This is a genomic window from Micromonospora sp. A200 (assembly GCF_029893845.1).
Lineage (GTDB): Bacteria > Actinomycetota > Actinomycetes > Mycobacteriales > Micromonosporaceae > Micromonospora > Micromonospora purpureochromogenes.
This window is the reverse complement of sequence record NZ_JARXXY010000017.1, coordinates 14,867-32,440: the sequence shown is the minus strand read 5'-3', so window position 1 is coordinate 32,440 and position 17,574 is coordinate 14,867. Positions and strand designations below refer to the sequence as shown.

Genomic DNA, 17,574 nt, shown 5'->3' with positions numbered 1-17,574 from the left:
GTTGTTACGGTGCCCGAGATGCAAGCATCGTTGCGGAACCTGGCCGGCCGGGTGTGGTGGTATCCCCACGACGAGGACCACGACAACATCCAGGGTGGGGTCGCGGTCATCGCGGACGAGTCGGGCAGCGTGCTGGTCGACGCCGGCAACAGCCCGGCGGCCGCCCGGCGGATCCGTGCGGCGATCGAGGCGGCCGGGCTGCCGGCACCACGTCGGCTGGTCTACACCCATCACCACTGGGACCACGTCTGGGGGGCGTGCGCCTGGCCGGACGTGGAGGTCATCGGCCACCGGACCGGGGCCCGCATCCTCGAGGCGGAGGCCCGACGCCCGTGGGGGCACCGGTATCTGCGCGAGGAGGTGGCCGCCAATCCCCTGCTCGGACCGAGCTTCCGGGCCCGGGGCTGGGCGATGGTCTCCTGGGAGGGTTTCGCCGTCGTGCCGCCGCACACCGAGTTCGACGACGTGCTGGCCCTGCCGGGCGGGATCGAGGTGCGCCACGTCGGTGGCCGGCACGCCGAGGACTCGACCGTGGTGGCGGTGCCGGACTCCGGTGTGCTGTTGCTCGGCGACTGTTTCTATCCGCCGCCGTACCACCTGCGGCAGCCGGGTGACACGTACGACGGGGAGCTGGTCCGGTCGCTGCTCGACGAGAAGGCGTTCGGGACCTTCGACTGGTACGTCGACAGCCACAGTCATCCGCGCACCGGGCAGGAGGTCCGGGAACTGCTCGCCTCCTTCTCCGGCTGACCTGAGGAGGAGGAAAGGTCCCGCCGGACGGCGGTCGAACTGCCCCGTCACCGCCAGGGCGTCCACAGCTCACCCGGCACAGCCGACCTCGATACAGGGCTAGGGAAGGTCGCCGTTACCACCCAGGTTGGCGATCATGCGGCGCAGGACGTTGAGAGCCGCGACGTACTCGACGGTTTCGATGCCTTCGTGCATCTGCTCGTGAGCCCGTGCGTTTCGTGCCTTGGCGCGGAGCCGCCCCGCCTCGCCCGTTTCGGTGAGCGTCAAGGTTCCCGCGTTCTCCTTCATCCAGCCACGAGCGATCAGGTCGTTGAACACCTCGTCGAAATCGATACCGAGGTCATCGAACGGAGCGAGCCGTTCGGCGAGGTCGGTGCGGCTCCAGGTGCCGGGGGAGCCAGCGACATGGTTGAGCGTCCACCAGTGCGGCTGAGCGAGGTCTTCCACAGCGAGCTCCGCCCGAATGCGTCCGACCACTCTGCGGTATGCCTCCCCGCTCCAGTAGCCGATGGGCTGGGAGGCGAGCTTGTCTTGGGAGTACTCCTTCAAAACCACGCTCATAGCTCCTTTGACCAGTTCCATAGACCTCGCCACGGTAAAAGTTCAAGGCAGCTTGAGGTCAAGCCTGAGGTCAAGCCGGACTTGTTGATGAGCCCCCTCTTGTGGGCGCCGGCAGACCTCCGTCACCCTTCCGACCCAGATGCGGCGTCGCACCCAGCGTGGATGGCGGCCCGATCAAAGTCAGTGCGACCAGGAACAGCGCCACAGGTTCGGCGCCGCCGCTGGCGCCTACGGATGGTTCAGGGCAGCGGGATCCACATGCTCGCCAAACGGCTCGATGGATCCATCCCAACCGTTCCAACCCTGTTGGGTGATCTGCCCGTTACCGTAGGTGTAGGACCAGCGGGAACCGTCTTCGCCCTCAATATGGACGATTCCCGAGCGAACGAACGGCGCAATCGCGACGTAGAAGGCCGTAGCCTGATCCGACCACTTGGGGTCTCCCTCGTCGTCGTGACCAAACTCGATCCAGTCCCCGTCACGAGTGATCGAGGCTGCCGCCGCCCACACTATGTCGGCCAGCGTGTCGCCTGACGGAAACACATTCGGGTCGAACCAACCATCGCGTACCGCCATCGCGGCCTTCACAGCGGCGACGGCAGCGACCTCGTCCGACTCCGAGAGGTTCAGACGGCCTGAAGGCTCCACGTTGTATCCCACCTGCGCACCCTACGGCGTAAGTTCCGTCAACTTCCATCGGTGGGAGTCGGTTGACCACGACGCCGCGCCTTCCGTCCGCGAGTCGTCGCCGGCGACTCCATCGGCCGGGGGCGAAGTGACAAGGAGTCGTACGTTGATTTACGTCCGTGAGTTCTGTTGGCGCGACTACGACGATGTCGCCGCGCTGTGGGCCGCGACGGGGCGGGACGTGCTGCCTCGTGACGAACTGACGGCCAAGCTCACCCGAGACCCGCAGCTGTTCCTGGTCGCCGAGCTGAACGGTGCCGTTGCGGGCGTGGTCCTGGGTACCTACGACGGGCGCCGCGGCTGGGTCCTGCGCCTGGCCGTGGACCCGGCCCACCGCCGGCAGGGCATCGCCACCATGTTGGTCGGTGAGCTCGAAGCACGGTTCACCGCGTTGGGATGTCCGCGGGTGAACCTTCTCGTCATGCCGGACAGCACGGCGGCGCTCAGGTTCTGGCAGACACTCGGGTATCTGCCCATGCCCGACGTGCTGTGTACCAAGCCCATGGGCGATACGTCGAGACAGCCGCTCGGGTAGCCACACGTCTCTCCCGACCAGGGACAGCGATTGGGGGTCCGGCCGTCCGGCCGGACCCCCTTCCATCGACAGCCCAGAAGACGGTTTAGGAACGGATTCCCTGAGTGGTGACGAAGTAGGGGTCGACGCTCACCTGGATCTGCAGATCGACCTGGAACCGCCGTTCCCAGGCGACCGCCGCCCGTCCCTCATGGGTCACCGCGACTGTCGGATCGACACCGATCGCCACGATCACCTCTGTGGTGCCGAAGGTGCCCGACCGGGTCACGCGACGTGCCTCCACGCTGCCGACCGAGTTGTTGAGGCCCTTCCCCTGCCAGACCACGATGCCGTCACCGTCGTCGTCGAGGCGGACCGAGTGCAGGCGGCCGAAGGTCGACAGCAGCACCGGCTGCCCCACCGTTTGCGCCGGACTGATGGCGACGGCATACAGGTGCCCGGTGGAGAACAGGTCCCAGGTCAGCAGCATGTCGCCGTCGAGGTCGCCGGCGACCGAGTGGTTCACCACGTCCGTGTGCAGTGCGGGGGTGAGCTGACGGACGTTGCCGACGGTTCCGTCGCGGGCCACCCAGCGACCCCAGACCGACGTGCTCTGGCCCTGGTCGCTCCGGTGGCGCCAGGTTACGAGTGCGTCGCCGTCCCGGTCCACCGTCACCTTGGCGGTGAAGTGACGGTCGATCGGCGAGAGGGGCGCGGACACGGTCTTGAGCTCACTGATGGTCCCATCAGCGCCGAGGGTGCGGGCCTGCACGACGTTGTCGTTGGCCCAGGCGAGGACGGCGTCGCCTTCGCGGTCGTACGCCACCGCCGGCGGTTCCGCAGCCGCCGGAGTCGACGCCAGCACGACAGCGGGCGACAGCGTCCCGCTGCTGCTGTACCGGCGCATCATCGGGAAGACAGCGCCGGTGTCGTGCCGCTCGGCCCAGGTCACCACGGCGTCGCCGTCCGAGTCGATCGCCACGTGGGTGCCGTGGGCCTGCATCCCGCCCGCCGAGACCGTGATGACCGGTCCGAGAATGCCACTCTTGGAAATTCTCCGCGCATAGATGCTGTTGTCGACGCCGTTGTACGCGCGCCACGCCACGATCGCGTCGCCGTCGCCGTCGTCATCGACCGCGACCTGCGGGCTGTGCGGGGCCTGGCCGGCCGGGGACAGGGGGGTCGTGGTGCCCCACCGGCCGTTGTAGCTGCGGGATTTGAACTCGACGAACCGCGGGTGCGGATAGTTGTGGGATTCCCGCACCCAGACGAAGAGCGCGTCGCCCTGCCGGTCGTAGGCCTGTTGCTGATCGTAGGAGTCGTACCCCGCCGGTGATATAGAAAGGGGTTGGCTGAACGCGGCCGAGGCGGGTGCCGGTACCGAGACGACGCCGGCGAGTGAGAGCGCGAGCGCGATGATCGCGACGGATCGTCGCGTCCTTGGGCGGGCCATCGTTGAGGCCTCCGAACGTTCCGAGGTTACGCGGTGACTTCCGGTTGTCTGATTGGTCGACGCCGGCCATGAATCGCGCGGGTCAATTCCCCGCCGCCGCCGGGCGCGACCCGTCGGAGCATAGTGGATGCCGCGGAGAAGTGTTGTCCCTACGTTATTGCGGAGCGGATACCGGGCACCTCGAGCGTCAACAACCACCAATTCCTGCCGTCACCACTGCCGCAGAAAGGCCAGTGCCGATGACATTCGGTAAACCAGCACCACCCACCCGGAGCCGGCCCGGGTCAGGCCACGCTGGTCCGTACGCCGGGGACCTGTCGGCGCTCCTGCTTGGCCGTGTACATCGCGGCGTCCGCCCGCTGGATCAACTGCTCACCGTTCTCGGTGCGGTCGTTGCAGACCATGCCGATGCTCGCTCCGATCACGACCGGTTCACCGTCGACCGTGAACGGCTCGCGGAAGGCCGTCTCGATGCGCAGGCACAGCTCCGTCGCGTCGTAGCGCTCCATGTCGACGCAGAGGACGACGAACTCGTCGCCGCCGAATCGGCTCACCGTGTCGCCCGGGCGCAGGCAACGGCCCAGCCGCTCGGCCACCTGGATCAGTAGTTGATCGCCACCGGTGTGGCCGTACCGGTCGTTCACGGCCTTGAACCCGTCCAGATCGCAGAAGAGCACGACCACCGGGCGACCGCCCGCGAGCGCGGCGTCCAACCGGTTGGCGAACTCGTGACGGTTCGGCAGGTTGGTGACGGGGTCGAAGCTCGCCTGGTACCGGAGGACCCGCATCCGCTCCGACCACACGCCCCAGATCCGGAGCATGACCAGCGGGGTCACCGCGGCCGTACTGACGGCCAGCAGGGCCGTGTCGACGTCCCGGCCGGACAGCTCACTGGCCCCGCCCACGGCGGGCATGGCGCACAGCGCGAGCCCGAGGAAGACCAGCCGCCCCTTGCTCAGGTCGTCCTTCGGCGCCGGACCGGGCTGGAGCAGGCGTACCACCGATCGGGCGAGCCCGCACAACCCGACCGCCGTGTAGCCGGCGAGGTAGATCATGTCCGTGTACGCGGGCCGGGAACCGGATCCCGGTACGACCACCAGCGCGACGGTGATCACCCCGGCCAGCGAGAAGCCCATCGCCGCGACCAGGAACCACAGCGCCGAAATGAACTCCCTGGCCGTGAGCAGCAGCCGGGTCAGGCAACCGAAGATGCCGGTCAGCATGAAGACCGTCACGCACGTCGCGATCTGCGACACCTGCGCGGCGGCGACCTCCCGCAGCTGCGGCAGCAGCAGGAAACTCCAGATCACACCGCCGACCGCCATCGCCACGATGGTGCTGTCGATCAACCCGCCGACGTCGTCACGACCGCGCCGCGCGACGATCGTGATCGCCCCGGAGAACATAAAGACCTGGGCCAGCGCCGCGAAGATCGCGGCGATCGTGCCGTCGCCGCTCGGCAACCCCATCGCGAAGACGTACCAGTACCAGGCCACGTTGCCGGCGTTGAAGCTGACCAGCGCGGCGAGCAGGAACCAGATGGGCTTGCGGCTGTCGGTGGGTGTCCGGTTCAGCCCGACCACGACGGCGGGGACCGTCGCGAACGACAGGACGAGGTAGTCGACCATCCGCTGCGCGTCGGACAGGTACGGATAGACCGCGATGCCGGTCAGGCAGAGCGTCAGGTAGGCGAGGCTCAGGCCGAGACCGCCCGGCACCGAGTGCAGGCCGCGATACCGGCCGATCGGGCGGGCTTCCCAGTCGACCCCGTCGAACACGCTCACGGCCAACACGGTAAGGCGGTGATCGACGGCCGCCAAACACCGGTATCGCCACACCGACGCGAGTCCACCCTTCGCCGAATGAACCGTCCACCTCCACCGTCCCGACCAGCGGGATTGACGGATGGCGGCCCCGCATCCGGCGGGATACGGTGCGCGGGACGGACGGTGCGAGCGGATCGCCGTCGATGCGCCGGCCGCTCCCGGCCCCGTACGGTGAGGACGAGGTGACGGGTTCCACCGATGACAGCCGCCCCGGGTGGGACGCGCTGCCCGACCGGGACGACGCCCTGAACCCCGCCGGCCTGTGTCCGCGCTGTGGCCGGTCGACGACCGACTACGTCTGCCTGCACTGCGCCGCCGAGCACGACCTCCGCGCTGCCTCGCTGGTCCGCCGGTTCGTCGAGGTTCCCGACCGGTACTCCGAGGAGCCGGCGCCGTCGCCCGCTCCCGAGCCGTACGACGAGCCGACGCCGGTCGTGCACCCGCCCGCTTCGGCGCCGAAGTGGACGCGGGCGCCGGAGGCCGGGCCGACCCCGGCCGGAGCAGGCGGTGCGCGGCGAGGGGCGCCGGCTGTCCGTACCCGTCACCCGCTCGGTCCCACCGGACGGGGACCACGGGGGATGCTCGCGGCCGTGGCGATCGCCGTCGGGGCGATCCTGCTCGCCACGGTGGTCGGGATCGTGGGCGCCGTGGTGACCGGCCCGGGTGACGGGGGAAGATCGGGCGTGAAGGCGACTCCGAGCCGTTAGGCCGGGCCCGGGATGGACCCCCGGGAATTCGACCTGCACGGTGTGGGGGCCGGGGCAGAATCGCGGTGCATGAGAGACCGACCGGCCGGCCTGACCGAAGCGGAGTTGATCGCCGCCCTGACCGGAGGCTGGGGCATCGAGGTCGACTCGGCCGGGTACCTCCCGGTGGGCGCGGGCAGCTACCACTGGTCGACGGTCGACCGGCGCGGGACAGCGTGGTTCGTCAAGGTCGACGACCTCGGGTTCGACGCCGCCGGGCGGGACGAGACGTTCGACCGGCTCGGTCGGTCGTACGGCAGCGCGCTGGCCCTGCGCCGGGACACCGTGCGGATCGCCCCGGCCGAACGGGATCTGTGGATGCTCACGGGCGCCCTCGCCCGGATGGTCGGCGAGGACCCGGTCGGCGACGACGAGGAAATCCTCGCGCGCTACGCGCAGGCCACCGGCCGGACCGTCAGGCCAGCTGTTCTCGACCTCTACCCACTGTGGTGGAAGCTCGCCGACATCGCCGGCTACGTCGGCGAGTTGCGCCGACCGCACGGCACCGGCGAGGACATCACCGCGTCCCTGACGTACCTGACCGGTTATCTCGAACCGAGCCCGGACTGACCTGCGGTCCGGCGACGGCCGTGCGCACCCGCCTGCCAGGACCGTCTGGGGCCGGTGGCGCCGATGCCCACGGCGGGAAACCGTCGAGCCGTCGGTGGCAGGATGGGGCGCCATGCAGCGCTTTCGATCCTCGGACGGCACGGAACTGGCCTACCGGCGCGTCGGTTCCGGTCCACCGCTGGTCTGCGTCCCCGGCGGGCCCGGCCAGGCGGTCGAATACCTGGCCGAGCTGGGGGGCTTGAGCGCGACCAGGACGTTGATCCTGCTCGACAACCGGGGGACGGGCGCGTCGGAGGTCCCGGCCGATCCGGCGAGCTACCGCGTCGACCGGCTGGTGGACGACGTCGAGGAGCTGCGCCGCCACCTGGCACTCGACCGGATGGACCTGCTCGGGCACTCCGCGAGGCGGCATCTGCCTGCTCTACGCGGACCGGCACCCACAGCGGCTGGACCACCTCGTCCTGGTGGCCCCGTCACTGCGGGTGGTGGACATCCAGTCGGACCTTGCCGTGGCCGACGTCCTCGCCAAGCGGGCGCACGAACCCTGGTACGCCGAGGCGGTGGCCGCGCTGCACGCCGACGCCAGTACCGAAGAGGAGCAGCAGCGCTACCGCTGGCTCGCCGCCCCCCTGCTGTACGGCCGGTGGGACGCGGCGGCCCGGGCGCAGGCGTCCGCCGAGCCGGCCCAGTTCTCCGCGCCCGCCACCGAAGGCTTCTACGCCGGCTTCATCCCGGACCCGGCGCTGCCCGCCCGGCTGGCCACCCTGCCGGCGCCGACCCTGCTGGTGGCGGGCGAGTACGACATCTGGCCGACGGCCACCGCGGTGCGGGAGCTGGCCCGCCTGTTCGCCCACGCCGACGTCCTGATGCAGCCGAGGGCGGGGCACTTTCCCTGGGTCGACGACCCGGCCGCCTTCGCGCAGGCGGTCGAGAGGTTCCTGGGAGACGCTCGGTGATCAGATGACGTGCCCGGCCGGCCCGCGTGCCACGTGCCGGCCCAAGCACCGATGGGATCAGTTCACCGACGCGGGCGCGAGGTCCCGGCGGATCTGCAGGGTCATGTCGATCACCTGCCACAGCGCCTGGGGCGCCTTTCGCGCCGCTTCGCAGGTCGACCGCCCGGACCGGAAACGGCGGGGCCGCCTCGGCCCCGGAAACATCGTTGGTGGGTTCACCCGATCACGTCGCGGTACGCCGCGGCGATCCCGGCCAGGCCCCGGCCGAGTTCGGCCCCGCGTACCCCGGCGTAGCCGACGACCAGTGCCGGTGGACGGTCGTCGTCTCGCAGGGCGTAGAACCGGCCGCCCCGGACCAGCACCGACCGCCGCCGGGCGGCCTGCACCATCTCTTCCTCGGCGCACCGCCGGGGCAGCACCAGGTACGCCTGCAGTCCGCTGTCCCCGCCGAGCAGCGTGACGCCGGGCAGATGGCGGCTGATGTGCTGGCGTACCGTCTGGCGGCGCTTCTGGAACTCGGCGCGCAGCCGGCGCAGGTGCCGGTCGAAGGCGCCGGTGTCGACCAGCCGGGCGAACGCGAGCTGTTCGAGACCGGAGCAGCCGAGGTCCCAGCCGGCCCGGAGTCGCTCGATCGGCGCGGTCAGCTCGGTGGGCGTGGCGAGCCAGCCGAGCCGCAGTGCCGGGGCGAGCACCTTGCTGGCGCTGCCCGCGTAGATCACCCGGTCGGGGGCGAGGCTCTGGAGGGCCGGCATGCGCTGCGACGGCCCGGCGAACGCCGCGTCGAAGTCGTCCTCGACGATGTACCCGTCCACCGAGCGGGCCCAGTCGACCAGTTCCGCCCGGCGTTCCGGGTCGAGTGCGACCCCGGTCGGGAACTGGCTGGTCGGGGTGGTGAGCACCGCCCGGACGCCGCTGCGGGCCAGGGCGTCGACCCGGATGCCGCGTCGGTCGACGGGGATACCCACCGGGCGTAGGCCGGCGTCCGCGATGAACTTCCACTCGCCCGGGTGCCCCGGGTCCTCCACGCCCAGCGTGTCGTGGCCCCGGTCCCGCAGCACCCGGCAGAGCAGCGCGAGCCCCTGGGCGAACCCCGAGGTGATCATGAGGTGTTCGGGTCGGGTCCGGACTCCGCGTACGCGACCCAGGTAGCCGGCGAGCGTGTGCCGGGCCACCGGCAGCCCGGACGGCGGCGCGTAGCCCAGCTCCCGCTGGCCGGCGGCGCTGACCACAGAGCTGACGCAGCGGATCCACTCCTGGCGCGGGAAGGCGGACACGTCGGAGCCGCCGGTGCGCAGGTCCCGGAGGGCCCTCGCGGGGGCCGGGTCCTCCGGGGTGAGCGCCGAGCCGACCTCGGTGCGGGCCGTCGCCGCGACGGAGGTGCCGGAGCCCCGCTGGGAGAGCAGGTAGCCCTCGGCGCCGAGCTGCTCGTACGCCTCGACCACCACACTCCGGGACACGCCGAGGTCGGCGGCGAGCTGCCGGCTCGACGGGACGCGGGTGCCGGGGAGCAGCGCCCCCTCCTCGATCTGCCGGCGTAACGCGTCCCGGAGCTGCACCGCCAATGTCACGCGGGAATCGCCATCTATTGACAAATTTAGATGCAACACCAAGTGGTCCTCTCCGCAGTCCTTGAAGTGGTATGGACAAGGCGACCTGCACTTGGCGAAAGTGTTTCCCGGACGCGCAACAACCCGACGGCCGGCGAATCGGGGCGCATGTTCCGAGGTCGTCCAATGCGGACGCCTCCGGATGCCCTGTCGCGTCGGCGTACGGGTGGGTGTGCGAGTCCTTTCGGACGGGGGGAGGTCCGACCTGCTGCTTCGGGCGGCGGGACCGTTGCCGATGGCGGCACGGGAGTCGGGCTGTTCAGAGGGGGTTCCACAGTGTCCTCATTGTCAACCGAGGTAGCCGCACGTCCCGGGTATTCCCATTCCCTGGCGGATCGGCACCCGCCCCTGGCGGGCACTATTCCGATTAGCGTGACATCTGTCACACTGCCATCGATCAATCCGTTGTCGCTCTACACGGCGCTCGCCGAAAACCGCGCCGCGGACGACATCTACCTCTTCGAGAGCCTGGACGGCCCGGCCCGGGACCGGCATGCCGCAGCGGTGGGCTGGGGACGTCTCGCCGAGTTGCGGGTCATCGCCGACCGGTTCGAACTGACCGCCGCCGGTCCGCTCGGCGACGCCCTCGCCGTCGTGGTCACGGCCGTCCTGGGCGAGCCCGTCCGGCGCCAGGGCGACACCCACGGCTGGGCGGTGCCGGGGCCCGCGCAGGTGTGGGCCGCGCTGCGGGCGGTGCAGCGGTCGTTCGCCGTCGAGACCACCGTGTCCGCCGACAGCTTCGCCTTCGGCTTCCTCACCACCCTGGCGTACGAGGCCGCGCGGGACATGGACGAGCTCTCCGTCGACCGGGCGGTCGACGACGTCCCCCGCTGCACGCTCGCACTCTTCCGGCACACCGCCTGGTGGGACCTGCGCTCCGGCACCGTCCAGCAGCTCTCCGCCGGCGGCCCGCACCTGCCGACCGAGCCCGCGCTCGCGGTGGCCGACCTGGTGGCCGGGCTCCCCGAGGACCACCGGGACGTGCCGGTCGCCCCGCCGCCGACCCTCGTGCGGGACAACCTCGACGAGGAGACCTTCGCGGCCCGGGTGAAGCAGTGCCTGCGACACATCGAGGTCGGTGACAGCTACCAGATCCAGATCGGCCACCGGATCGACGTCGAGACCGACCTCACCCCGCTCCAGGTCTACCGGCGGCTGCGCCACCGCAACCCCTCGCCGTACATGTATCTGGTGCCGTGGGCGGGCCGTACCGTCATCGGGGCGAGCCCGGAGCTGTTCCTCCGGATCGACCACGGGCGGGTGTCGATGCGTCCGATCGCCGGCACCGCGGCCCGGGCGGCCGATCCGGAGACCGACCGCCGGCGGGTGGCGGAGCTGCTGGCCAGCGAGAAGGAACGGGCCGAGCACGTCATGCTCGTCGACCTGTGCCGCAACGACATCGGCCGGGTCTGCGAGCCGGGGACGCTCTCGGTCGACGCGATGCTCGACGTCGAACCGTTCGCGTACGTGCACCACCTGGTCTCCACCGTCTCCGGTCGACTCGCCGACGACGCCGACGTGTGGGCGGCCATCTGCGCCGCCTTTCCGGCCGGCACCATGACCGGGGCCCCGAAGCTGCGGGCGATGGAGATCATCGACGGCCTGGAGGACGAGCCCCGGGGCATCTACGCGGGGTCGCTCGGCCTGGTCGACGTGCGCGGCTTCGCGGTGCTCGCGCTCTGCATCCGCACCGCCGTCCACGATGGTCGCCGATACCGCACCCAGGCCTCCGCCGGGGTGGTCGCCGACTCGACGCCCGCAGCCGAGTGGCGGGAGACGCTGGCCAAGATGAGCGCCACCTACTGGGCCCTGACCGGTGAGGAGCTGCTGCCGTGAAGGTCCTGCTCGTCGACGCGTACGACAGCTTCACCCACATCATCGACCAGTACCTGCGCACCCTCGGCGCCCGTACCGTGGTGGTCCGCTCCCGGTCCCGGACGGACGAGGAACTCGCCACGCTGCGGCCGGACGCGGTGGTGCTCGGCCCCGGCCCGGGGCACCCCGCCGAGTCCGGGCACGTCGAGCTGGTGCATGCCTTCGCCGGCCGGGTTCCGTTGCTCGGCGTCTGCCTCGGCCACCAGGCGATCGGGCTGGCCTACGGCGGGACGATCGCGGTCGCCCGGCACCTGATGCACGGCAAGACCAGCCTGGTCGAGCACGACGGCCGAGGGGTCTTCTCCGGGGCGGTCGCCCCGCTGACCGTCACCCGCTACCACTCGCTCATCGTCGACGAACCGGTGCCGCCCGCGCTGGAGGTCACGGCCCGGGCGTCCGACGACGGGTACGTGATGGGCGTCCGGCACCGCTCCCTCGCCGTGGAGGGGGTCCAGTTCCACCCGGAGAGCGTGATGACCGAGGACGGGCTGCGCCTGTTCGACAACTTCCTGCGCGGCGCCCCGACGGCGCTGCCCGTCGCCGGTTGACCGGCACACGGGGGATCGGCATGCCTGACCACTCAGCCCCGCTCGCCGTGGTGACCGGTGGCGCGGGCGGGATCGGCCGTGCCGTCACGGCCGCCCTCGCCGGCGCCGGGCACCGGGTGCTCAGCGTCGACGTCGAACAGTCCGCCGACCCCTCGGCCCACGCCGCGCTGGTCGCCGACGTGGCCGTGCCGGGCCAGGTGGAGCAGCTCTTCGGGCGGATCCACGAGCGGTACGGGCTGCCCGACGTGCTGGTGAACAACGCCGGCATCTACCACGCCCGGAACTTCCTCGACTACGACCCGACCACGTACGCGCAGGTGCTCGACGTCAACCTGGGCGCCGCGTTCTTCTGCACCCAGGCGTACGCCCGCGCCCTGGTCGCCGCCGGCCGGCCCGGCAGCGTGGTCAACGTCGCCTCGATCAGCGGGCAGTCCGGCAGCCCGGACGCCGCGTACGGCGCCTCGAAGGGCGCGGTCATCGCGCTCACCCGCAGCCTCGGCCGGGCGCTGTCCGGGCATGGCATCCGGGTCAACGCGGTCGCACCCGGGCTGGTCGACACCCCGATGGCCGCCCGGATCCCGGCCGGCCGGCGCGACGACTACCGGGCCCGGATCCCGCTGGGCCGGTTCGGCGAGCCGGTCGAGATCGCCGCGGCCGTCGCCTGGCTGGCCGGCCCGGACAGCAGCTACGTCACCGCCACCGTGCTGGACGTCAACGGCGGCCTGCACTGACCTGCGCCACGGCCCGCCGCGACCGCACCGCGGCGGCCACCCCTGGAGAGGACCCTGACCATGTGGCTTCCGACCACCGGACCGGCGGCCGACTTCGCCGCCGACTACCTGACCCTGCACCGCGCCTTCTACGCCCGCACCCTCGCCGCCGCCGACCTCGACGCCTGGCGGGAACGGCAGTTGCGGGTGGTGCTCGACCAGGTGTCCGGGAACTCGCCGTTCTACGCCCGCCACCTGGCCGGCGTCGACCTGTCCGCGGTCACCCCGCAGACCCTGGACCGGTTGCCGTTCACCACGAAGACGCACCTGCGCGAGGAGATGCTCGACGTGTTGAGCCGGCCGCTGGCCGACGCGGTCTTCTTCTACGAGACGACCGGCACCACCGGCCGCGCCACCCCGTGCCCCCGGGACGGGCGCGAGGTGGTGGCCAGCAACGCCCACGTCACCGAGTCCTGGGCGTCGATCTTCCGGCACCACTTCGGCGACCACGCCCCCCGGATCGGGCTGATGGGGCCGACCGAGGTGCACTCGTTCGGGGACACCCTCGGTGACGTCGCCCGCAACGTCGGCTCGATGAACGCGAAGATCTGGCCGTACTCCCCGGTGATCGGGTTCGCCAAGGCGTTGCAGCTCATGAAGGACCTCGAACTGGAGGTCATCTGCTGCACCCCGGGTGTCGCGCTGATGCTGGCCAAGGCGGCCGAGCACCACGGCTACCGGTTGCGCGAGGACTTCGCCGTCAAGCTGCTCTTCGTCACCGGGGAAATGTGCACCCCGGCGCTGGCCCGCAACCTGGAGACCGTCTGGGGCGCCGACGTCTACAACATCCTGTACGGCTCGCAGGAGGCGTTCGTCATCGCCACCGCCTGCCGTAACAAGCGGATGCACCTCTCCCAGACCAACTACCTCATCGAGGTGGTCGACCCCGAGACGGGCGAGTCGCACGGCCCGCGCGGCAGCGGCGAGCTCACCGTCACCATGCTGATCGACGGGGTGAAGCCACTGATCCGCTACCGGACCGGCGACGCGGTGATCGTGGAAGAGCCCGACTGCGACTGCGAGATGGCCGGCGACCTGGTGCGGATCGTCGGCCGCACCCTCGACCGGATCGAGCTGGGCGGCCGGCGCTTCACCGCCGGGCAGATCGAGACCGCCGCGCTCGACGGGGTCACCGGCTCGGCCGGCTACCAGGTGGTGATCGACCACGAGCCGTCCGGCGGCGACCGGTTGACCGTACGCCTGGAGCTGCTCAAGGACCTGGTCGACGACCCGGCCGGGGTGGCCGCCGGGGTCCGCGAGCGGGCCGCCGCGACGCTCGGCATACCGGTCGAGGTGGAGCTGAGCGACGGGCTGGATCCGATCGTGAGCACCGGCGCGTTCGTGAGCTGGAAGGCCGCCCGGATCGTGGACCGGCGGGTCGACGCCGACCACGAGACCCGGGTCGCGCAGCGGATGGCGGGCAACCGTGGCTACACGACCTGACACCGTGGCCGAGCCCCCTGCCGCCCCGCTGCCGGGACCGCTCACCGAGGCGTACGGGCAGCGGTGGCGGCGGCTGGTGGACCGGTGGGCGAGACGGCCCGGCACGGTGCTGGGCACCCTCGGCCCGCCCGGTACGTCCAGCCACCTCGCCGCCACGTTTCTCGCCGAGCGGCACGGACTGCGGATCGCACTGTCCGACACCTTCGACGCGGTGCTCGCCGCGCTGGTGGAGCAGCGGGTGGACCAGGCCCTGGTGCCGAGCGCGTACCAGGGGCTCACCCGCTTCCACTGGCACCGGGACCTGCGGCTGGAGGCGTACTTCGCGCAGGCCACCCCGGAGTACGGCATCGCGGCCCGGGCGGACCCCGAGCCGGACGGGCCCGTCGGCGAGGTCAGCGTGGCCGCCCTCTGGGAGGTCCGGCGGATCTTCGCCGACCTCGCGCCCGCGCCGTTGCGGGACCGTCCGGTCCGCTGGGTCGACGCCGACTCCACCCAGCACGCCGCCGAGATCCTCGCCGCCGGCGGAGCCGACCTGGCGGTGACCAACGCCCCCGGGGTACGCCGGCACGCGCTGCGCTGGCTGGCCAGCCGCCCGGGCGCCGAGATCGTGTGGACCCTCTTCGGCCACCGCTGATCCCACCGTCGGCTCGTCCCGCACCAACCCCGAGAGAACCGGAGCGACCCCCGTGTCCCGACGAACGCTGCTGCACCGCGCCACCGTCCAGGAAGGACTGGGCCTGGCCTCCCGCCCGCACCACAGCGTGCTGCTCGCCGGCGAGCGCATCGTCGCGGTGCTGCCCGACGCGCAGGCTCCCGTGCACGACCCGGAGGTGGAGGTCCTCGACCTCGACGGCCGGACGGTGATGCCGGGCATGACGCTCGGCCACACCCACATCGCCTACCTGAACGTGCTCGACGGCCGGGAGACCCTGTTCAAGCACACCGTCCCCGAGGTCGCCCTGGGCGCCGCCGCCAACGCGGCCGCCATGCTCAAGCTGGGCTACACCGCCTTCGTCGGCGCCGGCTCGGTGGCTGGCATCGACATGGCGTTGCGCCGGGCGATCGACGCCGGGCGGCTGCCCGGCCCGCGGATCACCCCGTGCAGCCGGGACCTGATGGTCTCCGGCCCGCCCGAGCGCCGCAACCCGGCGGTCAAGCAGCGGATCCCCAGCGACCTGATGCGTCTCGCCGACACGCCGGAGGAACTGGTCGAGTACGTCGACACCGAGGTGGCCCAGGGCGCGGAGATCATCAAGGTCTTCTCCACGGGCGACGACACCTTCCCCAACGGGCGCTCGCACGAGCTGCTCTTCACTGCGGAGGAGCTGGTCGTCGCCGCCCGGGCGGCACACGAGCGGGGGGTCCGGATCCGGGCGCACTCGCGCGGGCTGGCCGGTATCCGCAACGCCATCGCCGCCGGCGTCGACGTCATCGACCACGCCACGTACGCCGACGACGCGGCGCTGGAGGCGATCGCCGAGCGGGGCATCTTCGTGGTGCCGAGCCTGCACCAGCCGCACCGGCTGCTCACCACCGGCACCCGGTACGGCAAGACCCCGGAGTACCTGGAGACGCTGGAGTTCACCGCCGAGGTCGAGAACACCCTGCGGATCCTGCCGCTGATGGTGGAGCTGGGCATCCCGATCGTCGCCGGTGACGACTTCGGCTTCGCCTGGACGCCGCACGGCCGGTACGCCGAGGAACTGGAGACGTACGTGACCATGGCCGGCATCCCCGCACCCGTGGTGCTGACCTGGGCCACCGCCAACGGCGCGCGGCTCGCCGGCCGGGGCGACGACGCCGGCACCGTCCAGCCGGGGCGCCTCGCCGACCTGGTGGTCACCGACGGCGACCCCGCCGAGGACATCACCGTGCTGGGCCGGCCCGAGGCGATCGAGCTGGTGCTGCTCGGCGGTCGGGTGGTCGCCGGGGACGCCGGCCGGTACCGCGCCCCGCAGCCCGTGGCGGTGGCGTGATGCGGCGGGTGGTGCCGGTCGTCCCGCTGCTCGCGGTCGGTGCCTTCGCCATCGGCACCGACACCTTCGTGGTGGCCGGGGTGCTCCCCGAGGTGGCCCGGACGCTGGGGGTCAGCGTCGCCTCGGCCGGCTGGGTGAGCACCGTCTTCGCCCTCGCGTACGCCGTCGCCGCGCCGGTGCTCGGCGCGCTGACCGGCCGGCTCGAACGGCGAACCGTGCTGGTGATCTCGCTGGTCGGCTTCACCCTGGGCAACGTCGCCTCGGCGCTCGCCCCCGACCTGCCCCTGCTGCTGCTCGCCCGGGTCCTCACCGCGGTCAGCGCGGCGCTCTACGTTCCCGCCGCCTCCGCCTCGGCCGCCGCGCTCGCCCCGCCCGAGCGCCGGGGCCGGGCGATGGCGGTGGTGCTGGGCGGGTTGTCCGCGGCCACCGTGGTCGGCGTGCCGTTCGGCACCTGGGTCGCCGCGGACCTGCAGTGGCGGGTCACCTTCTGGCTGCTCGCCGCCGTCGGCGCGGCCTGCGCGGTGGCGGTGGCGGTCGGCCTGCCGGCGCTGCGGCTGCCGTCCGGGCCGGGGCTGGCCGTCCGGCTCGCCCCGGTACGCGAGACCCGGGTCGGGCTGGCCGTGCTCACCACCACGCTCTTCATGACCGGCGGCTACCTGGCGCTGACCTACGTCGGGGCGCTGCTGGCCCCGGCGACCGACGGCGACGGCACGGTGGTGGCGGTGCTGCTGCTGGTCTTCGGCGTACCGGCGGTGGCCGGGACCGTGCTGGGAGGCCGGGCCACCGACCGGTGGGGCGCCCTGCCGGTGCTGCTGGTCGCGGTGGCCGGGTTGGCCGTGGTGCTGGCCACCCTGCCACTGACCCGGCAGGCACTGGTGCCGGCCGGGCTGGCGATGGCCGTCTGGGGCGTCACCGCGATGGCCACCCAACCGGCCCAGCAGCACCGGCTCTTCGCGATCGCGCCGGGCTCCGGGCCGCTGCTGCTGTCGCTGAACTCGTCGGCCACCTTCGTCGGCATCGCCCTCGGCGGCTTCCTCGGCAACAGGCTGCTCCGGCACGGCGGCGCCGACGCGCTCGACCTGCTCGGACCGGTCGGCGCGGCGCTCTGCGTGCTGGCGCTGTGCACCGCGCTGCTCGGCGCCCGGACCGGAAACCGGCCGGACCGCACTGTCGGTGCCGCCGGGGAACCGGCCCGACCGGCTCCCGACGGGGCCGCCACCGGCGCGTCACCCCGCTGACCGCTCGGAATTGGCCTCACCGGATCCGCCGGGATTGGCCACAACCGGTCAGCC

The 17,574-nt window shown here is 71.8% G+C and carries 16 protein-coding genes and 1 pseudogene; 12 read left to right on the top strand and 5 right to left on the bottom strand.

What is annotated here, in order from left to right:
• The first annotated feature begins 18 nt into the window (after positions 1-18).
• Positions 19-750 carry an MBL fold metallo-hydrolase gene (locus M2302_RS17875; protein ID WP_210773787.1) on the top strand — a complete coding sequence of 244 codons (732 nt, stop codon included), beginning with the start codon at positions 19-21 and terminating at the stop codon, positions 748-750.
• Between the two features lie 99 nt (positions 751-849).
• On the opposite strand, the gene M2302_RS17870 is transcribed toward M2302_RS17875, so the two are convergent.
• Together M2302_RS17870 and M2302_RS17865 are read right to left on the bottom strand one after the other, a co-directional pair.
• Positions 850-1,305 carry a MarR family transcriptional regulator gene (locus M2302_RS17870; RefSeq protein ID WP_280839008.1) on the bottom strand — a complete coding sequence of 152 codons (456 nt, stop codon included), beginning with the start codon at positions 1,303-1,305 and terminating at the stop codon, positions 850-852.
• Between the two features lie 234 nt (positions 1,306-1,539).
• Complete coding sequence (locus tag M2302_RS17865) at positions 1,540-1,971, bottom strand: hypothetical protein (RefSeq protein ID WP_280839007.1); 432 nt, start codon at positions 1,969-1,971, stop codon at positions 1,540-1,542.
• 133 nt (positions 1,972-2,104) lie between these two features.
• Between M2302_RS17865 and M2302_RS17860 the strand changes: the two genes are divergently transcribed.
• Positions 2,105-2,533 carry a GNAT family N-acetyltransferase gene (locus M2302_RS17860; RefSeq protein WP_280839006.1) on the top strand — a complete coding sequence of 143 codons (429 nt, stop codon included), beginning with the start codon at positions 2,105-2,107 and terminating at the stop codon, positions 2,531-2,533.
• Positions 2,534-2,618: 85 nt separating this feature from the next.
• Here the strand turns inward: M2302_RS17860 and M2302_RS17855 are convergent, their stop codons facing one another.
• Positions 2,619-4,163, bottom strand: a complete 1,545-nt coding sequence (locus M2302_RS17855; RefSeq protein ID WP_280839005.1) for a hypothetical protein — start codon at positions 4,161-4,163, stop codon at positions 2,619-2,621.
• 86 nt (positions 4,164-4,249) lie between these two features.
• Positions 4,250-5,749 carry a GGDEF domain-containing protein gene (locus tag M2302_RS17850; RefSeq protein ID WP_280839004.1) on the bottom strand — a complete coding sequence of 500 codons (1,500 nt, stop codon included), beginning with the start codon at positions 5,747-5,749 and terminating at the stop codon, positions 4,250-4,252.
• Positions 5,750-5,973: 224 nt separating this feature from the next.
• Between M2302_RS17850 and M2302_RS17845 the strand changes: the two genes are divergently transcribed.
• The 3 genes and pseudogenes from M2302_RS17845 (at position 5,974) to M2302_RS33145 (ending at position 8,063) form a co-directional block, all read left to right on the top strand.
• Positions 5,974-6,498, top strand: a complete 525-nt coding sequence (locus M2302_RS17845) for a hypothetical protein (protein ID WP_280839003.1) — start codon at positions 5,974-5,976, stop codon at positions 6,496-6,498.
• Between the two features lie 69 nt (positions 6,499-6,567).
• Positions 6,568-7,107, top strand: a complete 540-nt coding sequence (locus tag M2302_RS17840) for a hypothetical protein (protein ID WP_280839002.1) — start codon at positions 6,568-6,570, stop codon at positions 7,105-7,107.
• Between the two features lie 112 nt (positions 7,108-7,219).
• Positions 7,220-8,063, top strand: a pseudogene (locus M2302_RS33145) (alpha/beta hydrolase).
• Positions 8,064-8,278: 215 nt separating this feature from the next.
• On the opposite strand, the gene M2302_RS17825 reads toward M2302_RS33145, so the two are convergent.
• The gene (locus M2302_RS17825; RefSeq protein ID WP_280839000.1) at positions 8,279-9,631 is read right to left on the bottom strand and encodes a PLP-dependent aminotransferase family protein; all 1,353 of its coding nucleotides are present in this window, start codon (positions 9,629-9,631) and stop codon (positions 8,279-8,281) included.
• Between the two features lie 411 nt (positions 9,632-10,042).
• Here M2302_RS17825 and M2302_RS17820 point away from each other — a divergent pair, with 411 nt between their 5' ends.
• The 7 genes from M2302_RS17820 to M2302_RS17790 are packed head-to-tail and all read left to right on the top strand — an operon-like array spanning position 10,043 to position 17,520.
• Positions 10,043-11,506 (top strand): anthranilate synthase component I family protein, encoded by a 1,464-nt coding sequence (locus M2302_RS17820; RefSeq protein ID WP_280838999.1) that lies wholly within the window; start codon positions 10,043-10,045, stop codon positions 11,504-11,506.
• On the top strand, positions 11,503-12,093 hold the full coding sequence (locus tag M2302_RS17815; RefSeq protein WP_280838998.1) for an aminodeoxychorismate/anthranilate synthase component II: 591 nt from the start codon (positions 11,503-11,505) through the stop codon (positions 12,091-12,093). The genes M2302_RS17820 and M2302_RS17815 overlap by 4 nt, the downstream gene beginning before the upstream one ends.
• Positions 12,094-12,113: 20 nt before the next feature.
• Entirely contained in the window at positions 12,114-12,824 is a 711-nt protein-coding gene (locus M2302_RS17810; protein WP_280838997.1) for an SDR family oxidoreductase, read from the top strand.
• A gap of 60 nt (positions 12,825-12,884) precedes the next feature.
• Complete coding sequence (locus tag M2302_RS17805; RefSeq protein WP_280838996.1) at positions 12,885-14,306, top strand: AMP-binding protein; 1,422 nt, start codon at positions 12,885-12,887, stop codon at positions 14,304-14,306.
• Between the two features lie 4 nt (positions 14,307-14,310).
• On the top strand, positions 14,311-14,940 hold the full coding sequence (locus tag M2302_RS17800) for a prephenate dehydratase (RefSeq protein WP_280838995.1): 630 nt from the start codon (positions 14,311-14,313) through the stop codon (positions 14,938-14,940).
• Between the two features lie 52 nt (positions 14,941-14,992).
• On the top strand, positions 14,993-16,282 hold the full coding sequence (locus M2302_RS17795; RefSeq protein ID WP_280838994.1) for an amidohydrolase family protein: 1,290 nt from the start codon (positions 14,993-14,995) through the stop codon (positions 16,280-16,282).
• Complete coding sequence (locus tag M2302_RS17790; protein WP_280838993.1) at positions 16,282-17,520, top strand: MFS transporter; 1,239 nt, start codon at positions 16,282-16,284, stop codon at positions 17,518-17,520. Before M2302_RS17795 ends, M2302_RS17790 begins: the two co-directional genes overlap by 1 nt.
• Positions 17,521-17,574: the final 54 nt, after the last annotated feature.